At 41.0% G+C, this 22,647-nt stretch carries 25 protein-coding genes; 12 read left to right on the forward strand and 13 right to left on the reverse strand.

Annotation, left to right across the window (positions count from 1 at the left end; translation table 11 throughout):
• Positions 1 to 272: 272 nt before the first annotated feature.
• Complete coding sequence (locus tag JWR23_RS09545) at positions 273 to 2,444, reverse strand: hypothetical protein (protein ID WP_299515619.1); 2,172 nt, start codon at positions 2,442 to 2,444, stop codon at positions 273 to 275.
• 304 nt (positions 2,445 to 2,748) lie between these two features.
• Here JWR23_RS09545 and JWR23_RS09550 point away from each other — a divergent pair, with 304 nt between their 5' ends.
• Together JWR23_RS09550 and JWR23_RS09555 are read left to right on the forward strand one after the other, a co-directional pair.
• On the forward strand, positions 2,749 to 4,062 hold the full coding sequence (locus JWR23_RS09550) for an APC family permease (protein ID WP_299515621.1): 1,314 nt from the start codon (positions 2,749 to 2,751) through the stop codon (positions 4,060 to 4,062).
• Positions 4,063 to 4,217: 155 nt separating this feature from the next.
• Positions 4,218 to 4,886, forward strand: a complete 669-nt coding sequence (locus JWR23_RS09555; protein ID WP_299515623.1) for an OmpA family protein — start codon at positions 4,218 to 4,220, stop codon at positions 4,884 to 4,886.
• 163 nt (positions 4,887 to 5,049) lie between these two features.
• Here the strand turns inward: JWR23_RS09555 and hpt are convergent, their stop codons facing one another.
• Both hpt and JWR23_RS09565 read right to left on the reverse strand, forming a co-directional pair.
• Complete coding sequence (hpt, locus tag JWR23_RS09560) at positions 5,050 to 5,589, reverse strand: hypoxanthine phosphoribosyltransferase (protein ID WP_299515625.1); 540 nt, start codon at positions 5,587 to 5,589, stop codon at positions 5,050 to 5,052.
• Positions 5,590 to 5,664: 75 nt separating this feature from the next.
• The gene (locus JWR23_RS09565) at positions 5,665 to 5,880 is read right to left on the reverse strand and encodes a hypothetical protein (protein WP_299515626.1); all 216 of its coding nucleotides are present in this window, start codon (positions 5,878 to 5,880) and stop codon (positions 5,665 to 5,667) included.
• A gap of 105 nt (positions 5,881 to 5,985) precedes the next feature.
• Here JWR23_RS09565 and JWR23_RS09570 point away from each other — a divergent pair, with 105 nt between their 5' ends.
• Together JWR23_RS09570 and def are read left to right on the forward strand one after the other, a co-directional pair.
• Positions 5,986 to 7,212: a pitrilysin family protein gene (locus tag JWR23_RS09570; protein WP_299515738.1), complete on the forward strand. Its 1,227-nt coding sequence runs from the start codon at positions 5,986 to 5,988 to the stop codon at positions 7,210 to 7,212.
• Positions 7,213 to 7,233: 21 nt separating this feature from the next.
• Positions 7,234 to 7,806 (forward strand): peptide deformylase, encoded by a 573-nt coding sequence (def, locus tag JWR23_RS09575; RefSeq protein WP_299515627.1) that lies wholly within the window; start codon positions 7,234 to 7,236, stop codon positions 7,804 to 7,806.
• Here the strand turns inward: def and JWR23_RS09580 are convergent, their stop codons facing one another.
• From JWR23_RS09580 to JWR23_RS09605, 6 genes are all read right to left on the reverse strand, one after another.
• Positions 7,807 to 8,424 carry a hypothetical protein gene (locus tag JWR23_RS09580; protein WP_299515628.1) on the reverse strand — a complete coding sequence of 206 codons (618 nt, stop codon included), beginning with the start codon at positions 8,422 to 8,424 and terminating at the stop codon, positions 7,807 to 7,809.
• A gap of 120 nt (positions 8,425 to 8,544) precedes the next feature.
• Positions 8,545 to 8,823: a NifU family protein gene (locus tag JWR23_RS09585; protein WP_299515629.1), complete on the reverse strand. Its 279-nt coding sequence runs from the start codon at positions 8,821 to 8,823 to the stop codon at positions 8,545 to 8,547.
• 25 nt (positions 8,824 to 8,848) lie between these two features.
• Positions 8,849 to 9,937, reverse strand: coding sequence for an Mrp/NBP35 family ATP-binding protein (locus tag JWR23_RS09590; protein WP_299515630.1), 1,089 nt, complete (start codon positions 9,935 to 9,937; stop codon positions 8,849 to 8,851).
• 646 nt (positions 9,938 to 10,583) lie between these two features.
• Positions 10,584 to 10,862 carry a hypothetical protein gene (locus JWR23_RS09595; RefSeq protein WP_299515631.1) on the reverse strand — a complete coding sequence of 93 codons (279 nt, stop codon included), beginning with the start codon at positions 10,860 to 10,862 and terminating at the stop codon, positions 10,584 to 10,586.
• Between the two features lie 50 nt (positions 10,863 to 10,912).
• Positions 10,913 to 11,686: an HNH endonuclease gene (locus JWR23_RS09600; RefSeq protein WP_299515632.1), complete on the reverse strand. Its 774-nt coding sequence runs from the start codon at positions 11,684 to 11,686 to the stop codon at positions 10,913 to 10,915.
• 304 nt (positions 11,687 to 11,990) lie between these two features.
• Positions 11,991 to 12,581, reverse strand: a complete 591-nt coding sequence (locus JWR23_RS09605) for a hypothetical protein (protein WP_299515633.1) — start codon at positions 12,579 to 12,581, stop codon at positions 11,991 to 11,993.
• Between the two features lie 272 nt (positions 12,582 to 12,853).
• Between JWR23_RS09605 and JWR23_RS09610 the strand changes: the two genes are divergently transcribed.
• Positions 12,854 to 13,216: a hypothetical protein gene (locus JWR23_RS09610; protein ID WP_299515634.1), complete on the forward strand. Its 363-nt coding sequence runs from the start codon at positions 12,854 to 12,856 to the stop codon at positions 13,214 to 13,216.
• Positions 13,217 to 13,439: 223 nt separating this feature from the next.
• Positions 13,440 to 14,243 carry a hypothetical protein gene (locus JWR23_RS09615; RefSeq protein ID WP_299515636.1) on the forward strand — a complete coding sequence of 268 codons (804 nt, stop codon included), beginning with the start codon at positions 13,440 to 13,442 and terminating at the stop codon, positions 14,241 to 14,243.
• A 47-nt stretch (positions 14,244 to 14,290) separates the two neighbouring features.
• Here the strand turns inward: JWR23_RS09615 and JWR23_RS09620 are convergent, their stop codons facing one another.
• Both JWR23_RS09620 and JWR23_RS09625 read right to left on the reverse strand, forming a co-directional pair.
• On the reverse strand, positions 14,291 to 14,500 hold the full coding sequence (locus JWR23_RS09620; protein WP_299515637.1) for a helix-turn-helix transcriptional regulator: 210 nt from the start codon (positions 14,498 to 14,500) through the stop codon (positions 14,291 to 14,293).
• Positions 14,500 to 15,423, reverse strand: a complete 924-nt coding sequence (locus JWR23_RS09625; RefSeq protein WP_299515638.1) for an IS1595 family transposase — start codon at positions 15,421 to 15,423, stop codon at positions 14,500 to 14,502. Before JWR23_RS09625 ends, JWR23_RS09620 begins: the two co-directional genes overlap by 1 nt.
• A gap of 128 nt (positions 15,424 to 15,551) precedes the next feature.
• Here JWR23_RS09625 and JWR23_RS09630 point away from each other — a divergent pair, with 128 nt between their 5' ends.
• The 3 genes from JWR23_RS09630 to JWR23_RS09640 all read left to right on the forward strand — a co-directional run bounded on the left by JWR23_RS09630 (position 15,552) and on the right by JWR23_RS09640 (position 17,794).
• Positions 15,552 to 16,652 (forward strand): P63C domain-containing protein, encoded by a 1,101-nt coding sequence (locus JWR23_RS09630; protein WP_299515639.1) that lies wholly within the window; start codon positions 15,552 to 15,554, stop codon positions 16,650 to 16,652.
• 192 nt (positions 16,653 to 16,844) lie between these two features.
• On the forward strand, positions 16,845 to 17,201 hold the full coding sequence (locus JWR23_RS09635; RefSeq protein ID WP_299515640.1) for a hypothetical protein: 357 nt from the start codon (positions 16,845 to 16,847) through the stop codon (positions 17,199 to 17,201).
• Positions 17,202 to 17,332: 131 nt separating this feature from the next.
• Positions 17,333 to 17,794, forward strand: coding sequence for a hypothetical protein (locus JWR23_RS09640; protein ID WP_299515641.1), 462 nt, complete (start codon positions 17,333 to 17,335; stop codon positions 17,792 to 17,794).
• A gap of 281 nt (positions 17,795 to 18,075) precedes the next feature.
• Here JWR23_RS09640 and JWR23_RS09645 read toward each other — a convergent pair whose 3' ends face one another.
• On the reverse strand, positions 18,076 to 18,249 hold the full coding sequence (locus JWR23_RS09645) for a hypothetical protein (RefSeq protein WP_299515642.1): 174 nt from the start codon (positions 18,247 to 18,249) through the stop codon (positions 18,076 to 18,078).
• 244 nt (positions 18,250 to 18,493) lie between these two features.
• Here JWR23_RS09645 and JWR23_RS09650 point away from each other — a divergent pair, with 244 nt between their 5' ends.
• The 3 genes from JWR23_RS09650 (at position 18,494) to JWR23_RS09660 (ending at position 21,917) form a co-directional block, all read left to right on the forward strand.
• Entirely contained in the window at positions 18,494 to 20,722 is a 2,229-nt protein-coding gene (locus JWR23_RS09650) for a transglycosylase domain-containing protein (RefSeq protein WP_299515643.1), read from the forward strand.
• 70 nt (positions 20,723 to 20,792) lie between these two features.
• On the forward strand, positions 20,793 to 21,422 hold the full coding sequence (locus JWR23_RS09655; RefSeq protein WP_299515644.1) for an NAD(P)H-dependent oxidoreductase: 630 nt from the start codon (positions 20,793 to 20,795) through the stop codon (positions 21,420 to 21,422).
• A 129-nt stretch (positions 21,423 to 21,551) separates the two neighbouring features.
• Positions 21,552 to 21,917 (forward strand): response regulator, encoded by a 366-nt coding sequence (locus JWR23_RS09660; RefSeq protein WP_299515646.1) that lies wholly within the window; start codon positions 21,552 to 21,554, stop codon positions 21,915 to 21,917.
• On the opposite strand, the gene JWR23_RS09665 is transcribed toward JWR23_RS09660, so the two are convergent.
• Positions 21,914 to 22,624: a LytTR family DNA-binding domain-containing protein gene (locus tag JWR23_RS09665; RefSeq protein WP_299515648.1), complete on the reverse strand. Its 711-nt coding sequence runs from the start codon at positions 22,622 to 22,624 to the stop codon at positions 21,914 to 21,916. The genes JWR23_RS09660 and JWR23_RS09665 overlap by 4 nt on opposite strands.
• Positions 22,625 to 22,647: the final 23 nt, after the last annotated feature.

Consider the following 22,647-nt stretch of genomic DNA (forward strand, 5'->3'; position numbering starts at 1 on the left):
AAAAAAGCTGCATTTTATTGAATAATATTAGCCTGGCAGGATAAATAATTTTAATAAAATATGACAAGTAAACCAATCGAATTAAACATACTTTATTGATTATTAATGATTTATATAAACAATAATTAACAATAGTTATTAACATCTGTTTATAATGAATAGGCTGATCATTAAACAAGGGATAGTAAGCAAGCCAAATATTAACCGTTTGGTTAACAAATGATTAACAGGAGTTACTTATATAGCGAATTTAATTAGCGTTATACTTATGATTATAATATGCCCGGCTTTGGCGGGTTTGGACTAATAGTTACAGTTGTTGGCTGAGGCAGTGATGTACAGCCTGTGCTTTTATTTTGCTCTGTTATAGTGTAAGTACCGCTTTGTGTTATGGCTTGTGCGTTGGCCAGGGTTATTACATTGCCCGATGGGTCTTTAAAAATGTAGGTATAGGTTGTCGGGTCATACCCCCCCACTATAGTTTGGGTAAGATCATAAGCTCCGCATGCCGTATGCGGGCCATTTAATGCCAATACAGGTAAAGGGACAATGGTGACATTCACTGTAGCGGTGGTTGAACATCCGTTTTTTGTTGCAGTTATGATATAAGCGCCCGACGTGCTAACCGAAGACCCGCCGCTGCTGTAGCTATAGGTTACCGTAGCGTCAGGACCGTTAATGGCTGAATTTAAGTCGAATGTACCGCCGCATTGTGCCGGTGGGCTGGTTACCGTTAAAACCGGAATAGGATTAATGGTGACATTCACCGTAGCGGTGGTTGAACATCCGTTTTTTGTTGCAGTTATGATATAAGCGCCCGACGTGCTAACCGAAGACCCGCCGCTGCTGTAGCTATAGGTTACCGTAGCGTCAGGACCGTTAATGGCTGAATGTAAGTCGAATGTACCACCGCATTGTGCCGGTGGGCTGGTTACCGTTAAAACCGGAATAGGATTAATGGTGACAGTAACCGGGGCAGTGGATTGACAGTTGGTTGAGTTATTGGTTTCAACAATGGTATAAGTACCTGATGCACTTACAACCGACGACCCGAGTGTGGTAGCGCCGTTTTTGTAGGTGTAGGTGTACGCTCCGGAGTTATTGTAGTTGGTGATGGCGCTTTTAAGATCATACGTACCGCCGCACTGTGCCGTCGGGCTGGTTACCGCCAATATTGGCAAAGGATTAATAGTGACATTCACCGTAGCCGAGGTTGAACACCCGTTTTTTGTTGCAGTTATGATATAAGCGCCCGACGTGCTAACCGAAGACGCCCCGCTGCTGTAGGTATAGGTTACCGTAGCGTCGGGACTGTTAATGGCTGAATGTAAGTCATACGTACCCCCGCACTGGGCCGGTGGGCTGGTTACCGACAAAACCGGAATAGGATTAATAGTGATGGTAACCGTTTGCGGGGCCGATACGCAGCCCGTTATCTTATTGGTTTCGGTGATGGTATACGTTCCGGACGTAGTAATGTTAGTTGGCCGGGTAAGCACGCTGCCGCTACCGTCCTTGTAGGTATAAGTAGTAGGGTCCCAGCCATTTATGGCCTGGGTAAGATCATACGTACCACCGCACTGTGCCGCCGGGCTGGTTACCGACAAAACCGGAATGGGGTTAAGGTTTACAATAATATTTTGGCGGTAAACCGGAGCAAATACAATATCATCGATCGCGAAATCGTTGCCGCTGGTTGATGTATTTTGATTTACAAGTGCGATAGGAAGACCCCCGCTATTGCCGCCTGAATTCCATGTTGTAGTAAAATATTGCCAGGTGCCATCAGCCAATGATGCCGAAGGGGTTATTGCAGTGCCCAATGGGGTGCCGTCAATAGAAAATTGCAATATTGCAGGGTTACTGGATGTGGCGGATGTTACCCAAACAGAAAAAACATAATTTGTATTGGCCACAATGTTGATATTTTGTGTCCATACGGTTACATTTGCTGCTGAGGCGCCGTTAACAATTAACATATTTCCGCTCCCGGTTGTATGGTCGCCAAACTGCGAAAAAGCAGTATGATAGGATTTTGGATTTGCACCTATCGCATATTTACCCTCAATATAGAGTTCAGAACCGTTGGGGGTGTTAGTGGTCGTGTTTGTATAAGAACTGGTAAAACCGGTAGGGCTGGTTGAAGAAAAATTACCGTTTGCTACCACGCTCGTTCCGGTTATCTGCCACCAGTAAGTTCCTGAACTGGTAACATTAAGCGTTGATCCTGTTGACCCATTGTTCCAGATTAGCGTACTATTAGTATATGTACCCGAGGGGGGGAATACTGGTGTTAATGTTGCACTGGTACCGCATACATTCATGGTTATATCGGGCGGGGTATTCGCCGGCAGTAATGAAGCCGCAATATGTTTTTTTATTAACCCGGAAACACGTTGATTATGCGGAGGTAATTCGGTTTTGGGTTGTATAACCTTAACCATTGGCGCTGTTACAGACTTGTGATTATATGCGAAAGAGAGAGCCGATATTAACAATATCAACAGGACACAAAACCATTTCAGTGGTTTTGACAATAAAACACGTATATTTTTTCCATAGACATTCATAAACCACAGGCAATGCCTTTTACGTGTATTTATATATAAGTGTTACACAAGAGAGGTAAACTTGCAAATATTATCCGGAAATAACCAATGATTAAAAAGGGCCTCGACTATGCCGTTAAATACTTTAAAAAACCTTAGCTATTTATTATACGCGGGTAAAACAATATTTTTATAGGCAATGGTATCAACATCTTATTTTAAAAAAATACGACCAGTACAGTTGGTGTCCGTTATATTTTTTACAGTATCTGGTGGCCCATACGGATTAGAACCACTGCTTACTTATGCCGGGCAGCATGCAGCTTTATTAGTGTTACTTATTACCCCTTTATTGTGGGATGTGCCTGCAATTTTTACAGTATTGGAGCTTAATAGCATGATGCCCGTAACCGGCGGATATTATAAATGGGTAAAATATGCATTAGGAACAAGGTGGGGATTTTACGAAGGTTGGTGGACCTGGCTATATACCTTTGTTGATCTGGCTATTTACCCCGTTTTGTTTGTACAATACGCATCATTCTTTTTTCCGGAACTAATAGTGTACAAAGTGCCGGTTTGCCTGGTTATTATATGGGCATCAGCCGGGTTAAATATATTTGGTATTGTACCGGTGGGCCGGGTTTCTTTGTTTTTAGGTGCCGCGGTACTTGCTCCATTTATTATATTATTTGTTTTGGCCTTTTACCATCATAGCGGTGGCTTACCTATCATTGCGCCTTCATTAAAAGGAGTAACGTTTCCATCATTGGGGATGGCGCTCTATACCGTTATGTGGAACTGTCTGGGGTGGGACAATACCACTACTTATGCAGAGGAGGTTGAAAAACCGGTGCGCTCTTACCTGGTATCTATGTTCATTGCTTTTGCAATGGTTATTGTAATTTACTTTTTAGTAATATGGATAGCGCAACTGTCAGGTATAGATACAGCTGTTTTAACTGATAAGGGTTTCCCGGCTTTAGGTACATTAATTGGCGGGCATTGGCTGGGGGTATTACTTGCATTAGGCGGAATGGCAAGTACTTTGGGGATATATGCCGCTGTGCTGCTATCGGTATCGCGGGTGCCGCAGGTAATGGCAGAAGATGGCCTTTTACCGGCCCGGCTAAATAAATTACATTCTCGTTTTCAAACTCCATATATTTCTATTATCATTTGCTCTGTTATTGTAAGCCTGATGATATTGTGGACGTTTGCAGACCTGCTTATTATTGATGTTACCGTTTATGGGGCCGGATTATCGTTAGAATATATTGCCTTAATAAAACTCCGTATAAGCCAACCATATACTACCCGGCCGTTTAAAATACCATTAAACATAACCGGATTATGTTTTTTATTGCTTTTACCGGCAACCGTATATTTTGTTGCGCTGGGTGGAGCTTTCTCATCATCAGCAGATACCATTAAGCCTGCTGTGTTTGCCATTATTGCCCTGCTAAGTGCAGAAGTTGTATGGCGCATTGTTTCATGGAAAAGGGTATTTTAATTACCACTTTTGCACTAAAAACAAGACAGTAAACCGCGCTCAATTTTACTATCCGCTGCCTTAATCGGGCTTGCATTTTTCGCTTGTAAGGTGTTATTATGCATTATATCTTAATTGGCATTGGGTTTGCCTTGTATTAATTACATTATAATAATATGCGAGCAATAAATAATAAGATAGTAGCCGTTGGATTAGTAATAAGCATTTTTGGCGCAGGTTGCAGTTCATTAACCAAAACTCAAAAAGGAGCAGCAATTGGTGCCGGCGCCGGTGGTACAATAGGGGCATTTATTGGCCATAGTGCTGGTAATACCGCATTAGGGGCTATAATTGGTGGTGCAGTTGGTGGTACGGCAGGAGCATTTATTGGCCATAAAATGGATAAACAGGCTGCCGAACTTAAACAAACTGTACCCGGTGCAACGGTAATACGCCAGGGCGAAGGCATTATTGTAAAGTTTGATTCGGGTATTTTATTTGACAGCGATAGGGCCGATTTAAAACCGGCTGCCCAATCTAACTTACATAATCTATCGGCATCACTGCAAAACAATCCGCAAACAAATATCACTATAATTGGCCATACAGATAACACCGGTACCGATGAGCATAACATGGATCTGTCTATTCGCAGAGCCGAAGCTGTGAGGTCATTTATTGTATCAAACCAAGTTGATGGCACGCGTTTAACTACGCAAGGCAAAGGTAAATCAGAGCCAATTGCAGATAATAGTACAATTGCGGGCCGCGCTCAAAATCGCCGTGTAGAAATAGCCATTGTTGCTAATGAACAGATGAAAAAGCAAGCCGTGCAAAGTAATTAAAATAATATCTAAATAGTTTTTTATGGGCCCTGGCTTTTATAGCCGGGGTTTGTTTTTTATAATGGTTAAAGCTAAATTTGTAGTATAATAAAAAGATTAGGAGCGCTTTTATTAACCATGCTGTACAGTATTCGGTTTTGCTCTTAATCTTCATTTTATATATTTACACCACCCTCTTATATATCCCATCCAAATTCCTGCCCAATTCCATATAATCCAAACCATAGCCCACCACAAATTCATTAGGTATCCGGAAGGCAACATGCTTCAGTTCTTTAATGCTGTATTCAATAGCATCAGGCTTTAGCAGCAAGGCGCATACGGTTATGGAGGCCGGTTTACGGTGGCTTAGTTTGGCAACTAAATAGTTTAGCGTGTTACCGGTGTCAACAATGTCTTCAACCAGTACTACATGGCGGTTAACAATATCAACCAGCAAATCAAAATCATCACGTATGCGGCGTGTTGTAGTTACGCCGCCGTGATAGGATGATAGCTTGGTAAAAGCCACCTCGCAGGGTATATTGATCTGCCTTACCAAATCGGCCATAAACATAAAGCAGCCGTTTAGCACACCAACAAATATGGGGGCCTTATCCGCATATTCCTCGTTTAGCTGCGCGGCAATTTCTTTTGTACGTGTTTGTATGGCCTCGCCCGAGATAAGCGGTTCAAATTCCAGGTCGGCAATCTTGATGTTCATGATACGGGAAGTTTGCGGTTATTTAATAAGTGTCCGTCCGGTTGGTTGCCGAACAGTTATGGACGGGCGGACGTTTCAATTATTAGTTTCTTCGCGCCTGTTATTTAACCATGCACCCACCCATATCCTTATATAGTAAAGTGTGAATATAATAAGCGTGGCCATTAATATCTTATCAAATACCGGGTCGTACGCCAGGTATTTATCAGGGAAAGCAAGTTTTAGAAACAACCTTGCACCAAACACAATCAGCAACACAATTGATGCTACCGGGTATTTTCCTATCCTCATTATTTAATTTTTTACTAATGTAATAAAAGTAATTATTTAAGCAATGTCATTGTAGCTTACACCGATAGTGAGCTGTGCTATAAATCCCTATCTTTGCCGCTCATGATGGATTATCAGCTCTACACCCTATCCAACGGCATCAGGATAATGTACAAATATGCGCCATCGGCAATAACGCATTGCTGCCTGTTGGTTAATGCAGGCTCGCGCGATGAGCAGCATAATAAAGAGGGACTGGCACATTTTATTGAACACCTGTTATTTAAAGAAACCGAACGCCGCAACACCAGCCAGATATTAAACCGCCTGGAACTGGTAGGTGCCGACCTGAACGCTTATACCACCAAAGAATATACCTGTATCCACGCATCGCTTTTAAACCCTTATTTAGAGCGCACCATTGATTTGTTTGAGGATATAGTGTTCCATTCTACCTTCCCCGAAGATGAGTTGGAAAAAGAACGTGGCGTAATACATGATGAGATAGCCTCCTACCTCGATCTGCCCGAAGAAGCTATACAGGATGATTTTGAGGAACTACTATTTAAAGATCACCCCATAGGGAAAAACGTATTAGGCACTACCGAGACGGTGGGTATATTAAGCAGGGACGATATGAAGCAATTCATAACTGCCAATTATAATACAGATGAAATTGTATTTGCTGTTTTTGGCGATTATAATTTTAAGAAGGTAATTAAACTGACTGATAAATACTTTGGCAACATCGCCCCAAACCATAGTAAAAAAATAAGGGTAACGCCCGTTCATAATGTAAGTAGTAAGCATATTGTCCACAAGCCTATATCGCAAACGCATTGCATTATTGGTAACCAGGCCTACGCTTCATCGCACGATAAAAAAACGGGGCTAATGCTATTAAATAACTTATTAGGCGGCATGGGCATGAGCAACCGCTTAAACCTGGAGATACGCGAAAAGCACGGCATTGCCTATACTATCGAATCTAACTATACCCCGCTAACCGATACCGGCATCTTTTCCATCTATTACGGTACGGATACAGAGAAGGCCGATAAAGCCAGCCGATTAGTGCATAAAGAATTAAAGAAACTACGTGAGCAAAGGCTGGGTACACTGCAACTGCATCAAACCAAACAAAAGTTTATAGGGCAGATAGCTTTGGCCGAGGAGAACCGCATGAGCCTGATTATATCTATGGCAAAAAGTTTGATCGACTTTAATTATGTGGATACGCTGCCGCAGATATTTGAAAAAATTAACAAAGTTACTGCCGATGAATTGTTAGCCATAAGCAACGAAATATTCGACGAAAGTAAAATGATAACCCTGCTATTTGAGCCTAAGTAATAAACCTGTATTTTTGTAAGCATGAAATTTCCAATAATAGCATATGGCGACCCGGTTCTGCGCAGAAAAGCACCCTCTATCGAGCCTGCCGAATATCCGCATATAAAACAACTGGCTGATGATATGTTCGAAACCATGTATGCTGCCCGTGGCGTTGGTTTGGCTGCCCCGCAGGTTGGCCTGTCTATGCGTTTGTTTGTAATTGATGCTTCTGTTTTTGATGATGAAGAACCGGCGCTAAAGAATTTTAAAAAGGTATTCATCAACGCCTGTGTTTTGGAAGAAACCGGAGAAGAATGGACGTTTAACGAGGGCTGCTTAAGTATACCTGATATAAGGGAAGATGTTTCGCGCAAGCCTGTAATAAAAATGTCTTACTACGATGAAGACTGGAAGCACCATGAAGAAACTTTTTCGGGTATGGCCGCACGCATTATCCAGCATGAGTATGACCATATAGAAGGTAAGCTATTTACTGATAAACTTAGCCCGCTACGCAGGCGCCTGTTAGAAAAAAAGCTGAACGATATCTCGAGAGGGATAGTAGATGTAGAATACAAGATGAAATTCCCTGCTGCTAAAAAAGGGCGATAATTATTTCGAGTTATCGCCGGCAGTAATCTCTCTTATCAAACTACCCCAGGCAAACGGATTCAACAACGGGTTAGTTATAGAGTGCGAATTTACAATGCTGTTATGCATATCTTCTACGCTAAAGCTCTCTGCCCCGCTGCGCGGTAAAGAGGCCTCAAGTGCATGAATAGATGCCGAGCTTAAATTTTTACGGGCAATCTCCAGGTCATCATCCGCAATTTTCATGGATAAGAAATCTTTCCTGAACTCATCTGTAGTGGCCCATGGAAATACCCGGAAAACCGGCAGATTAACTATCTGTGGTTTAAGCATTATCTCCATCACCAAGCTTTTATTAACCACATTAGCCGGAATAACCACCGTTACCGGTTTATAACCCACGCTGCTAAAGCGTATAGTATCCTGCTCATGTGCCACGAATGAGAAATAACCCTCGTAGTTAGCTATATAAACTTGTTTGTGTGTGGTAACATTGGTAACGTTTACATAGGGCACAATAGCCCGGGCGCTATCGGCATTATGGGTAACACCGGTAAACTGCACCAATGGCTTCTCGGCGGTTTGTGCGAATGTGTTTATGGTACAAAATAAAAGTAATATGCCAATCAGGTATTTCATTGTGCTGTTAAGCTTCTTCTCTATCTATAATTACTATCAACGGGTAAAAATAGTTTTTAGTTTTTAAACAACATAGTATTGCCTGTATGTCAATTATAATTTAACAATACTTAACATTGCTTAGCGCAAATTTTCTGGCAATACCGCGTTAGGGTCGTCAATATCTGTTAGGTTTACGGCCTCTATGCCGGTTATTTCGGGCACAGCTTTTTGTATGGCCTGTTCAATGCCCGCTTTAAGGGTCATGATGCTCATGGGGCATGAGCCGCACGAACCCAGTAACTTTATCCTCACTACATTTTCAGGAGTGATCTCCTCCACCGATACATTGCCCCCATCTGTTTCCAGATACGGCCTTATCGAATCCAACGCTGCTTCCACCCTTTCTAATAAACTCATTTTTACTAATTTATAAGTAAAGTTATTAATTATTTATAATATTCTTGCTCAATACCATCGCATTATTAATAGATACCTGCTGCGCCACCCGGTTTGCCATCTCGGTAAAGGCATTTACCATCAGCTCATTTTCTTCGGATATGATGATAGGCCTGCCCGCGTCGCCGCTATCGCTTATGCCTTTTATCAGGGGTATCTCGCCTAAAAACGGCACTTCCAGCTGCTCTGCCAGCTTTTTGCCCCCGCCTTGCCCAAAGATGTAATATTTATTATGCGGCAATTCCGCAGGGGTAAAGTAGGCCATGTTCTCTACAATACCCAGCAGCGGTACGTTTATCGACTCCATTAAAAACATACCGATACCTTTCTTAGCATCAGCCAACGCAACGGCCTGCGGAGTGGTAACTATAACCGCGCCCGTAACCGGGAACGATTGTGTAACGGTAATATGTATATCGCCGGTACCGGGTGGAAGGTCTACTACAAGGTAGTCCAGCTCGCCCCAGTCGGCATCATTGAATAGTTGTTTAACGGCGGTTGATACCATTGGTCCGCGCCATGGCACGGGTTGATTCGGGTCTGTAAAGAACCCTATAGATAGCAGCTTAATGCCGAACTTCTCTATCGGCTCAATACGGGTTTTACCATCTACCTGGCTGGCTTTGGGGCGTGCGCCCTCCAGGCCGAACATAATGGGGATACTCGGCCCGTAAATATCAGCATCAATCAGCCCTACTTTGGCGCCGCTTTTGGCCAGGCCCAGGGCCAGGTTAACCGCCACGGTGCTTTTACCAACCCCACCCTTGCCCGATGCTACGGCGATGATGTTCTTCACCCCCGGCACGCCGGTATTCTTCTGCGTGGTAACGCGCGAGGTCATGTGTACCGTAACCTCAATTTCTTTGCTGATGAAGTGGCCTATAGCATTGCGACAGGCATTCTCAATTAACGCCTTTAGGGGGCAGGCGGGCGTGGTCAAGATAACCGAAAAACTTAGCCGGTTACCGTCAATCACAATATCCTGTATCATGTTTAGGGTAACCAGGTCTTTTTTCAGGTCCGGTTCTTCCACATTGCTTAGCGCCTGCAGTACTTGTTCTTTAGTTATAGTCATGATAGCAAATAGCTAACAAAATTACAAAAACGGGCGGAAGTAGTGTCATGGTAATGCTTTTTTGAGTTTTGATTGGTGGGTGGTGAGTTTTGAGTTTTAGCGCAATCTGTAAAGTTGGCAAAGTGTAGGTGTATACGGTAGCGTATACACCCATATACACCGTATACACTGGCAAAATAGTGTCACCATTTAAGTGAGATGCTTTTTATAAGGGATTTATGATATGGGCGTTCCCCGATTAAAATCGGGGCCGCGCTATCCACTCATACGCCGCGAGGCCTTAGGCGCAGGGCCGGTATCCGTTTCTATCGCTAACGCGGCTTGTCTGAACCATGATTAAACGGATTAAATGATTATCGGATTAGTCGTTTTTGTTACACGCGAGAGTGAAACAAAATGTAACAAGTGAAACAAGATTTTGATTTAACAAATTGAAATACAATCATTTGCTAAAAAGTGATGTAACAAAATGTAACAACTTATTCGTCAGTATTTTTATGGGTGATTGTTAGTTAATTTGTTGGTAATCACATTATTGTGAAATGGGTGATTTTTAGGTGGTGAAACAAGATGAAACAGAATTGGTGACATCCAGATCGCTCATGCCACTCTCCATGCGTCATTGCGAGCGATAGCGTGGCAATCTCTACACGATAGGTGATGAACAATTAACCGGCTGGTTAGTGTATTCGATACTTTCAAACTCATGCCAGGTTGGGTCATAGTACGGATCAAAATGACTAAAAAACAAATCGGGTAGTTGCCATTCGTTGGCGTAAAACCATTCCCCGTAAATTAATTTTGATCGAATTAATTCCGCTAATTGTTCGAGGCTTTTGTTTTCTGGATTATCCAACACCACATAACCATATTTCTTATAATTGCCGCCATCGCGGTATAAATAAGAGAATTTAATATTTGCCATTCACTAAGATAGCTTAGTGGGTAATGCTTGTCAATCGGATATAAGTGAACTCAGGCTTTAAATCTTTCGTTATGAATTTTCAAAAACGAGATATCAGGAGAGAACTTTTGCGGTTCGATCAACAATTGACCATCATAAGCTAAAAAATTTTGTTGGATGCTTAATACATCTTTAGCTTTATAAAATCGAGAAGATATTTTGATTTTCAAATCTTCTGTAATGGTAATCAATCCGCAATCAAAAGCTTTATCGTGTAGAGTATTTAAGGCTAATCCATTTTTAGGATTTAGGCGATTACCCTCATCTTTGCTCCACGGTAATATGTGGCTGGCTACAATTAATTCGGGTACATCAATGCCGGTTATACAGCATTTGTTATTATAATTTGTTAATACAATTTTTCTAAATAACGATTGATTTACCCGCATCCTAACTAATCTTTCGCGCTCCTTGCCCTCTACATCTTTTAAATTATCTAAGTCGATATTGTTTAATTGCTCAATTGTGGTATGTTTCCTTTTCGCTAATAGCTTTTCTCCTTCAATAAACTCCTCATCCCAATTTTGCATAAATTCCTGCCAAACTTGTTTATCTAACTTGCTGGTATTCTCTAATCCTTTAACGCCTCGTTCTTGTAGTTTAGGATCAAAACTTGCAAAGTTTCCTAATTTTCGGGCTATTGCGCTTGGGCTTCTGTCAATCAGGATAGCGAGTTCAATTACATCTTTATTACGCGAATGCATTTGACCAAATGGGATTTTACAATATAAGTTTATGGCTAAAATTGACTCTTCTTTAGTCCATAAACTTTGGCCTTCTTTCATAATATGGTATTAGGTTTCTACCTCTAAAAATACATATTTACAATTGACATTTAAACATTCATTAATTTGCATCTGTGCGTTAGTATGATAAAAGGTGGCAATAATATCCGTTCTAGTTCCGCATATTGGGCAGGTTGTGGGTTGGTCTGTCATTAGATATAGCATGTAACTAAGCTATTTAATGATATTTGATTTAGCAATCGGCTATAAGTGAACTAAGAAGTTTGTGTATGATATGGAGATCGGAACCACCTATCCTCTCCACGCGTCATTGCGAGGAACGAAGCAATCTCTACGTAGGATATTAAAATGGATTTGATGTTGATGTAAGCAGCACACGTACACTTGCATTTGGATTAAAAATAAATTCAAAAGAACTTCGTGTTAGCTCAAATAGCAACATCATGTTATAAATTTCATAATCAGTTATTTCAATATCATAGTAGTTTCTTGGATGCGTTAATCGGTTTCTTGTGTTTTTAGCTGAAAATATTATTCCCTTTTCGCTTTTTTCGATAACAAATGGTGCATTACGCTCATTTAATATTTTATCCGCTAACTTAAACACCTTAAAAAAACCTTTATCAACGGGTGTAAAAACAGGGATGTTACTTTCACCTACTGAGATTTTTTCTTCATAAACAATTTCCCGTTCTTTTGGAGTTAACTTATATGTTGGTTGCTCAAGGCGGTATTTACGTTTGATTTCATATTTCAGGATTTGAATTACCCCTTCGACAAAACTAAATGTATTCCTAACGGCAACCCGCCTTAAAAATTGGGATTCTTGATCAGCCATTAATAACTCCATGGCTTTATTGTAATCTTTTATTAATTCATCTAATAAATCAAATGTTCTAAATAATCCCAAATGTGCTTTCGGTGCAGTTGCCATTGATACGAATTTATAGAAATATCCTGATATATAGATGGCTAAGTCCTATGCAGCGCAGGCCATAGCCGGGCATACTCGTGCCTGATGCATAATTGATTAGCTTACGTAGAGATTGCTTCGTTCCTCGCAATGACGCGATGAGGATTTAGTGGTAAAGTGTTATGCTACTACAATCCCGTCCGACCTTCAATCAAGCGTCGGTATCTCTGGTGGACGGACACCCTTCCTCCAACCTATCAAAACAAATCCCCCCTTTCATCCATTATCCATTTATGATAACAGTAATCGGAATATTTGCAGACCCAGCCCTTGCCGAGCAGGCCAGCGACTACCTATTAGCCAACGAGTTTGAAAGCGAAAACGTAGACATACACACCGCCGCCAACGGCGTAGCAGAAACGGACCGCGTAGGCAACTTCTTTGCTCATCTGTATGACGATGTGGACGAGGCCAGTCATTACGCCTCGCTGGGCCGCGATGGCACCATTGTTACTGTGCATGCCGCCTCTACCCGCGAAGCGCAGGAAGCCGTTGATGTATTTAATAATCATGGCGCAATTGAGGTTAATGCCGATGAGGGCCGCAGCTTAACGGTAAATCAGGTGGTGGAGCAGGGGGATCGTTTGAGGGGTTAGAGGGTAAAGATTGGTGATTAAAGATTGGGGCTTGGCGCAGTCCGTGACTGAGGGACTAACGGCATTCTTTAACACGATCATCCACCCGCTCAATCGCCGCGAGAAGGGCTGTTACTTTTGTCTTGATAGGAGATTATATACCTGTTAGACCATGAGGAAAATCAATAATAATTATTAACCCGCTCATTTCTTTGTCTATATTGTAAACCCAAACCAGTATAGCATGAGCCCAAACCCTAAAATTGTGATAGTAATTATTAGTACTATTATATTGGCTTTAACATTTCGACAAGATTTCATAAAGAATAAAAAAATAACCATTTATAAGGTGTTTCTTTTTACTTTATTTTTATTGATAGTTGGATATGGTATAGTGGATGTTATAAAAACGGTACACGACAGCAGTAAAGATAAGCAAGACATACTCGATGCTATAAACAAAAAACCTAAAGATAGCCATGATGAGTTTGGGCCTTTACAAGAAAAGCAAGCGGACATACAAAAAAGCTTAGATGACCTTAAAGGGAATTGGCTTCCTAAGCAGTCAACAACGCGTCCCTATGCTAAGCTTAGATTTGCTTTAACAGATACACCCAATCCAACCCTAATTAAAACCAATAATGCAGATTCTTTAGTAGAAAAATATAGGATTTCCAACTACGGAACTGGTGCAGCATATGATTTGGTGCTTTCTGCGTTTTGCGTTGGTATAGTCAATGGGGAAATAGTGCCACAACCAGAAGTAAAGGAGTTGAAGGCAAACAAAACGGTAGTTATTTATCCTAATAAGGGCGAAATGCTGCCGGGATTCGCTAATTTGAAAGTACCCAAAATAAAAGCCGATTCCTTGTTTTGGTGTTTTAAGTTAGATTTTAATGATAGCACTAAAAAAAGGAAATCTTTTGTTAAAATATTTAAGATTAATTTTAATACGTTAGAGTACATAGAAACAGATGAAATGTTATATAATAACATCGAAGCTTTTTTGCTTAAAAATAAGTACTGGAAACTGCCTTTGAAGCAATAGTATTGACTAACGTTAATTTGTGCTTTTAATATAGTCCTTTTAAACAATTATAAAAATTCTTTCACATCCATACCCAATACATCCGCTATACTCTTTAAGCTAAGTATATGGCAATTTCGCATACCACGCTCTAAGAATGATAAGTTAGACATATCAATCTTACTTAGCTTAGCCATTTGATCTATGGGTATTTTCTTTGCTTTGCGGGCAGTCCTTATTTTCTGCCCCATTTCTTTAAGGTATATTTCGTTCTCCATTATTTAGCTGTTAATCGTTTCCATTTTAAAGTACCCTCGCAATTAGCTAAAGCATCTGCAAATCTTTCATCTTGTAAAGCTTTACGGTGGTTGTAACGAAACGCACTTTCATCACAATAGCGTTGTAGGTGCTTTGGACTAACCGAATGATGTATACCATTGATTTGTTTCTTTAAGATGTTCCAAAAGCCCTCTATTGAGTTTGTGTGAACCTTAATATCTTCATAACGTACATATTCTTTCTCTCTGTGATTAACACGTTTGTGAGTGTAATCTAAATGAAGTTTATTATATGCGTTATGCTCGTCTGTTACCATAATGCTATCAACGGCAACAAACTCTTTTATGGTAGGGATAATGTTATCTGCATCGGTTTTGGCTATAACTCTTGCTTTTACATTTCCGCCTCTTTCAACCGCACCTAATACCATAGCTTTACCACCTGCACCACCTTTTACAGTACGTTTGCTTGCATGTTTGTTTGATTGAGAGCCACCAACGTAGGTTTCATCTATTTCGACAATGCCCTCTAATAATTCAGGAGAAGCAACTGTCAGCATTTCACGGATGCGGTGGTTTAAATGCCATGCTGTTTTTTGCGTAACGCCTAACCATGCGGCTAATTGTAAACTGCTTATTCCTTTACTATGAACAGCAAGTATATAAGTAGCTAAAAACCATTTTTGCAAAGGGATTTTTGTATTTTCATATATAGTACCAACTGTAACGCTGAATTTCTTACGACACTCTTTCTCTTTACATTTAAAAATACGGTTGTTAGTAGCAAACCTTTTGACATTGGTAGAGCCACAGCAAGGGCAAGCCGGAGTATTGCCCCAACGTTGCAATTCCAGTTCTTCACGGCACTTTTCTTCTGTATTGAAGTGTGCTTGAAAGTCGAATATGTTTTTAAATATTTTCATTGTCGTATCGTTTGCTTTATCAAAGATAATATAATTTTGTGTCAAACCAAAATTATATCAAATAAATTGATAATTTATTTTTTGATATCAACTTTTTACGTATCATTGCATATCGAAATATTGAATATATGAATGCAGCACAACAAGTAATAAGCAAATTCGGTGGACAGACAGAATTATCGCAGTTAATTGGAAAGGGACAGAGCACCATCGCTCATTGGGCTAAAACGGGCATTGTTCCTGCAAAATGGCGAACAATATTATTGCAATTAGCTTCAAGTAAAAATATAGAATTGATAGCCGCGGATTTTGAGCAGGAACTGATTGTTTTAACTGAAACATACGAAGAAAATCAACTACAAAAAGCAACTCATTGGGGTGAACTAATGCTTGGCGAGAATAGCATCCCATGTTATGTTTTGAACGATGGACAGCGTATTTTTAGCCTAAGTGGGGTGGTTTCAGCACTAACGGGGGGAGACGGCGGACAGTTAGCAAGTTATATAAATGTTCGTGCCATTAGAGGGTATTTACCCGAAGAATTGATACCCGCGGAAAATGGCTCAATCCCTGCATTAATAAACTTCGATACGCTTGGCCAAGGGGTTGGGAAAACCGCTATTGGTGTCCCCGTTGAAAAATTTATGGATATCTGCATAGCGTTTTCTACTGCACTACAGGATTCAACAGATGCATCTATCAAACTAACTGAACGACAAAAAGAAATTGCTATTAAGGCAAATTCATTCCTTAGGGCAACTGCTAAAGTTGGGATTATTGCATTAGTCGATGAGGCTACGGGCTATCAATACGATAGGCCGATGGATGCCCTTCAATTTAAACTTAAACTTTTTTTACAGGAAGAAATGAGGGTATGGGAAAAAACATTTCCCGACGAACTTTGGATACAATTTAGTAGACTGACTAACTGGAACGGCAGCATTCATAGTCGACCAAAATATTGGGGTAAACTTATTAACGAATTAGTATATGGTTATTTGGATAAGGACGTATACGGATGGTTAAAAACAAACGCACCTAAACCCGTTGGAAATTTAAGCTACCATAGATGGTTGACAGAACAATATGGTTTGAAAAAATTAATGGAACATATATGGCAACTTGTAGGTATGGCATCTGCTTGTGTAACGATGGAGCAACTTCGTAGAAAAATGGCTGAAAAATATGGAAAGGTTGGGGTTCAAATCACTTTATTTATAGACCCCTGAAAATAAAAAAGGGGCGTAGAGCCCCTTAAAGATCGTCGTGACGGACGCAAGATTGATAAGTGCAAATATATACACTCTTAACCTCGGTAAACAGCCATCCCATGAGTGGTCTCTCATTAGGCGTAAGTGTTTATCGGGGCTTTCTTGTATAACAAATGTACGAAAAAGTAGTAACTTTATAATATGAATACAATGAGATTTGAAAATCCGCCATTAAGTTTTAACCCGAAAGTTCTATTTATAGAACAGCAAGAAAACGGATGGCAATATAAAATATATGCTGATGGAACTGAAATAGGATTGCTACTGTATCGTAATGATTATGAAGCTATACCGAATGACAATATAGTTTTCACTGATGAGGACAAAGATTTTTTAATAAATGCTACGAGCATCAACTTTAAGAAAAACCCCAAAGAAGCATCTAATATATTTCACTCAATAATTAAAGCGAGTGTTAGTAAGGCGGCTACCGAAAAGAAAGAAAAGCCAAAACCAAAATCTAAAGATAAGCCGAACGATGGTGCTACGGTAGTAGGCGGTGGATAAGGTAACGAATTAATGACTCCCTCGTCAGCGTGTCCCCATATTCGGAACGTCCGAAACGCTTTGCCCTATGCAAAGATAGCATAACTTACTAATTACTTGTATATTGAGGGGCTAAACCAATAGCCTCTTTTATGGATATAACGGAAATTACACCGATACAACAAATTGACAAAGTCTTAGATTTTTTTAAGGGTGATAGGGGGCATGTTTCTTTCGATCACGTGATTACGAGGCTTGACATAGATGGGGTAACGTTTAATGGAGATATACTAAGGCGTATCATTGAAAAATTAATACGGGACAACTATGTTTATATAGCAGTACCGCAAGGGGCAAATTTTGAAAAATATGCAGTCACTTTTGAGGGGTATATATTTATAGGATATGAACGGCAACAAACACTTCAAAATGAAGAGGTCTTTAGAATTTCCCAAATGGAAATTGATGCAAAGAAGTATCGGGACAAATTGTTTTGGGCAACCTTGATCGCAGGTATTGCTGCCTTTCTTCTTTTGTTATGGCAGGTTTTTCTTTGGATAAATCCAACTTACTCAAGTTTCCCCTATACAATTTTTGGAATAGTGAGAAAATAACGGCCTTAATTCTACTCATGGTCTAACAGGTATATAGTCTCCTCTTGATACAAAAGTAACCAAAAAATCAAGTCAGGACGATCGCTGCCACTACACAGGCCAGACTCCCGGCCGCGCGCCCTGACAGGCCAACGCTTCTTTTTATTGTTTATTAAATTAATATGAAAAATGTAGGTCCTGTTGAACAAAGCGTCAGCAAATAAGCTTCGGGCGAAAGCAGGAAAAACTGGTGGCCAATGCGCATAGGGAGGGGCATAGCGTCTTTTTGCCCGGGGAATGGCTCATGCGCGACCTGGAGCAAAATTATGCAGCCCGAGGTTTTTCCTGATTTGCAGGGCAAAGGCCTTGTGCGGCAAAGAAGCCTCTTTGCTGACTTGATTTTTTGTTACTTTTTCATCAAGGAAAAAGTAATGGGCCTTAGCGGCCAAGAGCGTCACCGAGCGGCTAACCGCCATGCTTAGCAGTGAGCATTGATCACCCATTTACACATCCGTAAGAAACATTTTACCTATCCTAACGTTTGTAACCATACAATTTAGTTTAGTTTTGCTGTCGAAGCGGAAAGCTGAAAGACTAAAGCTGAAAGCGAATTGCGTGGTTATTAATTTTCCACAAGCTGAGTGAGCAGAAAGCCGAAGGACCGAAGCTTAAAGCTTATTGCGTGGGCCATTAGTATTATGGAGGCCTTATTTATCATTTATGAAAACGAATAACTTGTTAAGTCGCCTCAACCCTAAGTACGTACGCATTGCGGGTGTTGTTGTTGCTATATTGTTTGTTATGCTGCTTATTGGCGGGTACCTTATCTATACCAAACGCGAGGCTATTTTACAGAGCGAAATTGCCAAAGCCAAGGCTAAGGCCATGAGTCTTTACCATTTGGATTTGCAAATTGAGTCGGCACATTTTACGGGGATCACTACGGTTAGCTGCCAAAATATTACTATTGTGCCCCAGCAGCGCGACAGCCTGCTAAGCATTAAGCATTTTGAGGTGAGCATTAAAATATGGCCCCTTATTTTCGGCAACATCAAACTGGCCGATGTGGAGATGCAAAACGCACACCTGAACCTGACGGATATTAAAGGGGTTAAGAACTTCGATTTTTTATTTAAGAAGAAAAAAGATTCGACCGCCACACATACTAAAGTCGACCTGAGCGAGCTGAGCAACAACCTGATAAAAGAGGTACTATATAAGATACCCGATAATTTGGGGGTGGATAATTTCCTGGTGTCGTTTACCAATGATAGTACGCGGGTTAAGCTGCTTACTACCACCGCCAAGATTGATGATGGCGACCTTACGTCAACCATAAAAGTTAATGATACTGTGGCTACCTGGCATTTTGCCGGCACCATGCACCCCAGCGATAAGGAGATTGACGTTAAGCTTTATGCCGATAAAGGCAAGGTTGAAATTCCTTTTATTGAGCGGCACTTTAAGGCCCGTGTTAATTTTGATAACCTAACCATACGCCTCAACAACGTTAAACACAGCAATGGCGAAACGCAGATTGCTACCTATTGCAGCGCGCATAACCTGCTGGTGAATCAGCCGGGGTTGGCGGCTAATGATATTGTGGTTCAGGATGGATCGATAGAAGCCAATGTTTTTGTGGGTACCAATTATGTGTCGCTGGATAGCTCGTCGGTTATTCATTTAAAGAAGCTGAGCGCGCACCCGTTTATAAAATATACGCTTAGTCCGGTTAAAATTTATGAGTTGAAGCTAACCACCGGCTGGCAAAACGCACAGGATATTTTTGACTCGTTCCCTGTGGGGATGTTCGAGACCTTAGACGGTATACAAGTTGCCGGCAAGCTAAACTACGGCTTAAACTTTTACCTGGATATGAGCAAGCCGGATAGCCTGCAGTTTGATTCAAGGATGGATAAAGACGCGGCGTTCCGCATTATAAAATACGGTAAAACCGATCTGGGCAAGCTAAACAAACCGTTTGTTTATACCCCTTATGAAAATGATAAGCCCGTGAAACCGCATGCTATAGGGCCCGAAAACCCGGAGTATACGCCGCTGGAAGAGATGTCGCCCTACCTGCGCAACGCGGTTATGACTGCCGAGGACCCTACGTTTTACAAGAACCACGGGTTTGTAGAGAAGGCCATACGGCAATCTATCATCACCGATATTAAGGACCATAAATTTAAGCGGGGCGGTAGTACAATATCTATGCAACTGGTTAAAAATTCGTTTTTAACCAGGCAGAAAACGCTGGCGCGCAAAATTGAGGAGATACTGATAGTATGGATGCTTGAAAACAATAACATCATGACCAAGGACCGCATACTGGAAGTATACTTTAACATTATTGAATGGGGCCCTGGCGTTTATGGCATTAGCGAGGCGGCGCATTATTATTTTGGTAAGTCGCCAAGCGAGTTGACGTTGGGCGAGAGTATATTTTTAGCCAGCATTGTACCCCGGCCCAAAGCAGGTTTATATGCTTTCCTGCCGGATGGTAGCTTAAGGCCGGGACTGGAAAATTATTTTAATTCGCTGGGGCGGATGATGACGGGTAAGGGATTTACACAGGCAGACAGCAGTTCGTACGGTTTTTATACGGTACGCTTAAAAGAGAGTATGCGCAGAAATGTTGCTCCGGTTGATTCGGCAGCGGCCAATAAAATGCTGAATGCGCCCGTTGATGATGATCTTGGACTCCAATTGCCAATTATAGAGGAGCCACAACCGGTGAAGAAGCCTACATTCTTTCAAAGACTTTTTGGGAAGAAGGATACCCTGGCAAAAAAAACAGAGCAGCGTTTAAAGGATGAGGAGCAGCAAAGAATAAATGCTATTGATACCGCGGGCAAAACCAAAAAACAAATACGCCAGGAAAAACGGGAGATAAAAAAGCAGGAAAAAGAACGCAGGCAAGCATTAAAAGACCAGGGATTATTATAATTACTCCGGGATGACGTAATTAAATGTTGCAACATGTAATTTTGTTTCAAATTTTATTCGGAACAACATCATGTCACTTTTAAAACAACTTAACTGGCGCTATGCCACCAAAAAATTCGACAGCACTAAAAAACTAAGTGCCGAACAATTAGATACATTATTAGCTGCAGTAAGGCTTTCACCGTCATCAGCAGGATTGCAGCCGTATAAAATATTGGTTGTTACAGATCCGGAGATAAGGGCGCAATTACGTGAGGCCGCTCATGGCCAGCCGCAACTGACAGACGCATCGGCGGTAATTGTTTTCGCTGCCGAAACCAACCTGGATGAAGCTTATGTAGCTAACTATATAGACCGTATTGCTGCCACGCGAGGTATCGATCGTGCAAACCTTGAAGTTTTTGAGCAAAACATTAAAGGCAATATAGACCGTATGGCCGAGGACCAGAAAATTGTATGGAACCATAAGCAAAGCTACATCGCTTTAGGTGTTTTACTTAGCGCAGCTGCCGAATTAGGTATTGATGCCTGCCCTATGGAAGGTTTTGCCGCCGGCAAGTTTGACGAAATATTAGGTTTAAAAGAATTAGGATTAGCCTCTTCTGTAATAGCTCCTATTGGTTTTAGGGCCGATGATGATATTTTTAGCAATGCCATCAAAGTGCGCAGGCCTACAGAGGAATTGTTTATTCATATATAATATTAGATTTAGTTTTTGCGATGAGCGGTGCGGGTGAAAAGTCGCATCGCTTTTTTGTTGTGTAAAATTTTTTAACTTATTGTTAATATGGCACGGGCTTTGTAATATAACCAAGCAAAATATAACACCATGTCGAAGAAAATATTAATTGTGGATGATAATGAGCTTGTGGTGGAAATAATGACATACATATTGATGAATAAAGGATATGATGTTATTGCACTTTACAATGGCGATGAAATATTGGATCATATAAAAACCGACCATCCTGATCTGATCATATTAGATATGATGCTGCCCGGAGCGGACGGACGCGATATCTGTAAAGAGATAAAGCTGAATAAAGACACCAGCAACCTGCCCGTGATAATGTGTTCGGGCAATGAGGATATAAAATTATCAATGCATCAGCAAGGCGCGCCAAATGATGTGTTGCACAAACCCTTTGATGTTAATTCGCTGGTAAATATGGTTGAATATCAGTTAGTTGCTTAGGTTAGCTTACCTGTCATGCGGGTAATTACATCTTTGTAGCTGTCGCTGAAAGGTATTTCTACACCGGCAATTTTTATTCTTCCCTTGCGAATGGAGTGCACATGCTCCAGGTTAACAATGTATGATTTATGCACCCTGAAAAACTCATCAACCGGTAGCTGGCTTTCTAATGATTTAATGGTAACCCTGGATATGATAGCCTTTGGTACACTGGCCAGATAAATTTTTACATAATCTTTCAACCCTTCAATATAAGTTATATCATCGTGGTTTACTTTGATTAGGTTATAATCGGCATATAAAAAAATGTATTTCTTCCGCTTCGCGGGATCAGCTTCGGCAGCCCGTTTAGATTGTTCGAATATTGTTGTGGCTTTATTGCAAGCCTTTAAAAAACGTTCTAATGCTACCGGTTTAAGCAGATAGTCAACCACGTCCAGTTCAAAACCATCCAGTGCAAACTGGTCGTAAGCGGTAACAAAAATTATTAGTGGTTTTTGTGCCAGGCTCTTTACAAACTGCAAGCCATTTATGCCGGGCATTTGTATATCGCAAAAAATAAGATCCACCTGTTGCTCCTGCATAGCTTGCATAGCCTGAGTAGCCGACCGACAGCTGGCCACCAGGTTCAAGCTATCCACCATGCGGATATTATCCTCAAGCAACTCCAGTGCAAGCGGCTCATCGTCTATTATTATGCAGTTCATAATGTTGGTTAATGCAATAATAC

The sequence above is a fragment of the Mucilaginibacter sp. genome (assembly GCF_028288205.1).
Taxonomy (GTDB): domain Bacteria; phylum Bacteroidota; class Bacteroidia; order Sphingobacteriales; family Sphingobacteriaceae; genus Mucilaginibacter.

Coding starts and splice junctions, on each gene's coding strand:
- JWR23_RS09545 (WP_299515619.1), bottom strand. CDS start 2,444: ATGGTTAAGGTTATACAACCCAAAACCGAATTACCTCCGCATAATCAA.
- JWR23_RS09550 (WP_299515621.1), top strand. CDS start 2,749: ATGGTATCAACATCTTATTTTAAAAAAATACGACCAGTACAGTTGGTG.
- JWR23_RS09555 (WP_299515623.1), top strand. CDS start 4,218: ATGCGAGCAATAAATAATAAGATAGTAGCCGTTGGATTAGTAATAAGC.
- hpt (WP_299515625.1), bottom strand. CDS start 5,589: ATGAACATCAAGATTGCCGACCTGGAATTTGAACCGCTTATCTCGGGC.
- JWR23_RS09565 (WP_299515626.1), bottom strand. CDS start 5,880: ATGAGGATAGGAAAATACCCGGTAGCATCAATTGTGTTGCTGATTGTG.
- JWR23_RS09570 (WP_299515738.1), top strand. CDS start 5,986: ATGGATTATCAGCTCTACACCCTATCCAACGGCATCAGGATAATGTAC.
- def (WP_299515627.1), top strand. CDS start 7,234: ATGAAATTTCCAATAATAGCATATGGCGACCCGGTTCTGCGCAGAAAA.
- JWR23_RS09580 (WP_299515628.1), bottom strand. CDS start 8,424: ATGAAATACCTGATTGGCATATTACTTTTATTTTGTACCATAAACACA.
- JWR23_RS09585 (WP_299515629.1), bottom strand. CDS start 8,823: ATGAGTTTATTAGAAAGGGTGGAAGCAGCGTTGGATTCGATAAGGCCG.
- JWR23_RS09590 (WP_299515630.1), bottom strand. CDS start 9,937: ATGACTATAACTAAAGAACAAGTACTGCAGGCGCTAAGCAATGTGGAA.
- JWR23_RS09595 (WP_299515631.1), bottom strand. CDS start 10,862: ATGGCAAATATTAAATTCTCTTATTTATACCGCGATGGCGGCAATTAT.
- JWR23_RS09600 (WP_299515632.1), bottom strand. CDS start 11,686: ATGAAAGAAGGCCAAAGTTTATGGACTAAAGAAGAGTCAATTTTAGCC.
- JWR23_RS09605 (WP_299515633.1), bottom strand. CDS start 12,581: ATGGCAACTGCACCGAAAGCACATTTGGGATTATTTAGAACATTTGAT.
- JWR23_RS09610 (WP_299515634.1), top strand. CDS start 12,854: ATGATAACAGTAATCGGAATATTTGCAGACCCAGCCCTTGCCGAGCAG.
- JWR23_RS09615 (WP_299515636.1), top strand. CDS start 13,440: ATGAGCCCAAACCCTAAAATTGTGATAGTAATTATTAGTACTATTATA.
- JWR23_RS09620 (WP_299515637.1), bottom strand. CDS start 14,500: ATGGAGAACGAAATATACCTTAAAGAAATGGGGCAGAAAATAAGGACT.
- JWR23_RS09625 (WP_299515638.1), bottom strand. CDS start 15,423: ATGAAAATATTTAAAAACATATTCGACTTTCAAGCACACTTCAATACA.
- JWR23_RS09630 (WP_299515639.1), top strand. CDS start 15,552: ATGAATGCAGCACAACAAGTAATAAGCAAATTCGGTGGACAGACAGAA.
- JWR23_RS09635 (WP_299515640.1), top strand. CDS start 16,845: ATGAGATTTGAAAATCCGCCATTAAGTTTTAACCCGAAAGTTCTATTT.
- JWR23_RS09640 (WP_299515641.1), top strand. CDS start 17,333: ATGGATATAACGGAAATTACACCGATACAACAAATTGACAAAGTCTTA.
- JWR23_RS09645 (WP_299515642.1), bottom strand. CDS start 18,249: ATGGCGGTTAGCCGCTCGGTGACGCTCTTGGCCGCTAAGGCCCATTAC.
- JWR23_RS09650 (WP_299515643.1), top strand. CDS start 18,494: ATGAAAACGAATAACTTGTTAAGTCGCCTCAACCCTAAGTACGTACGC.
- JWR23_RS09655 (WP_299515644.1), top strand. CDS start 20,793: ATGTCACTTTTAAAACAACTTAACTGGCGCTATGCCACCAAAAAATTC.
- JWR23_RS09660 (WP_299515646.1), top strand. CDS start 21,552: ATGTCGAAGAAAATATTAATTGTGGATGATAATGAGCTTGTGGTGGAA.
- JWR23_RS09665 (WP_299515648.1), bottom strand. CDS start 22,624: ATGAACTGCATAATAATAGACGATGAGCCGCTTGCACTGGAGTTGCTT.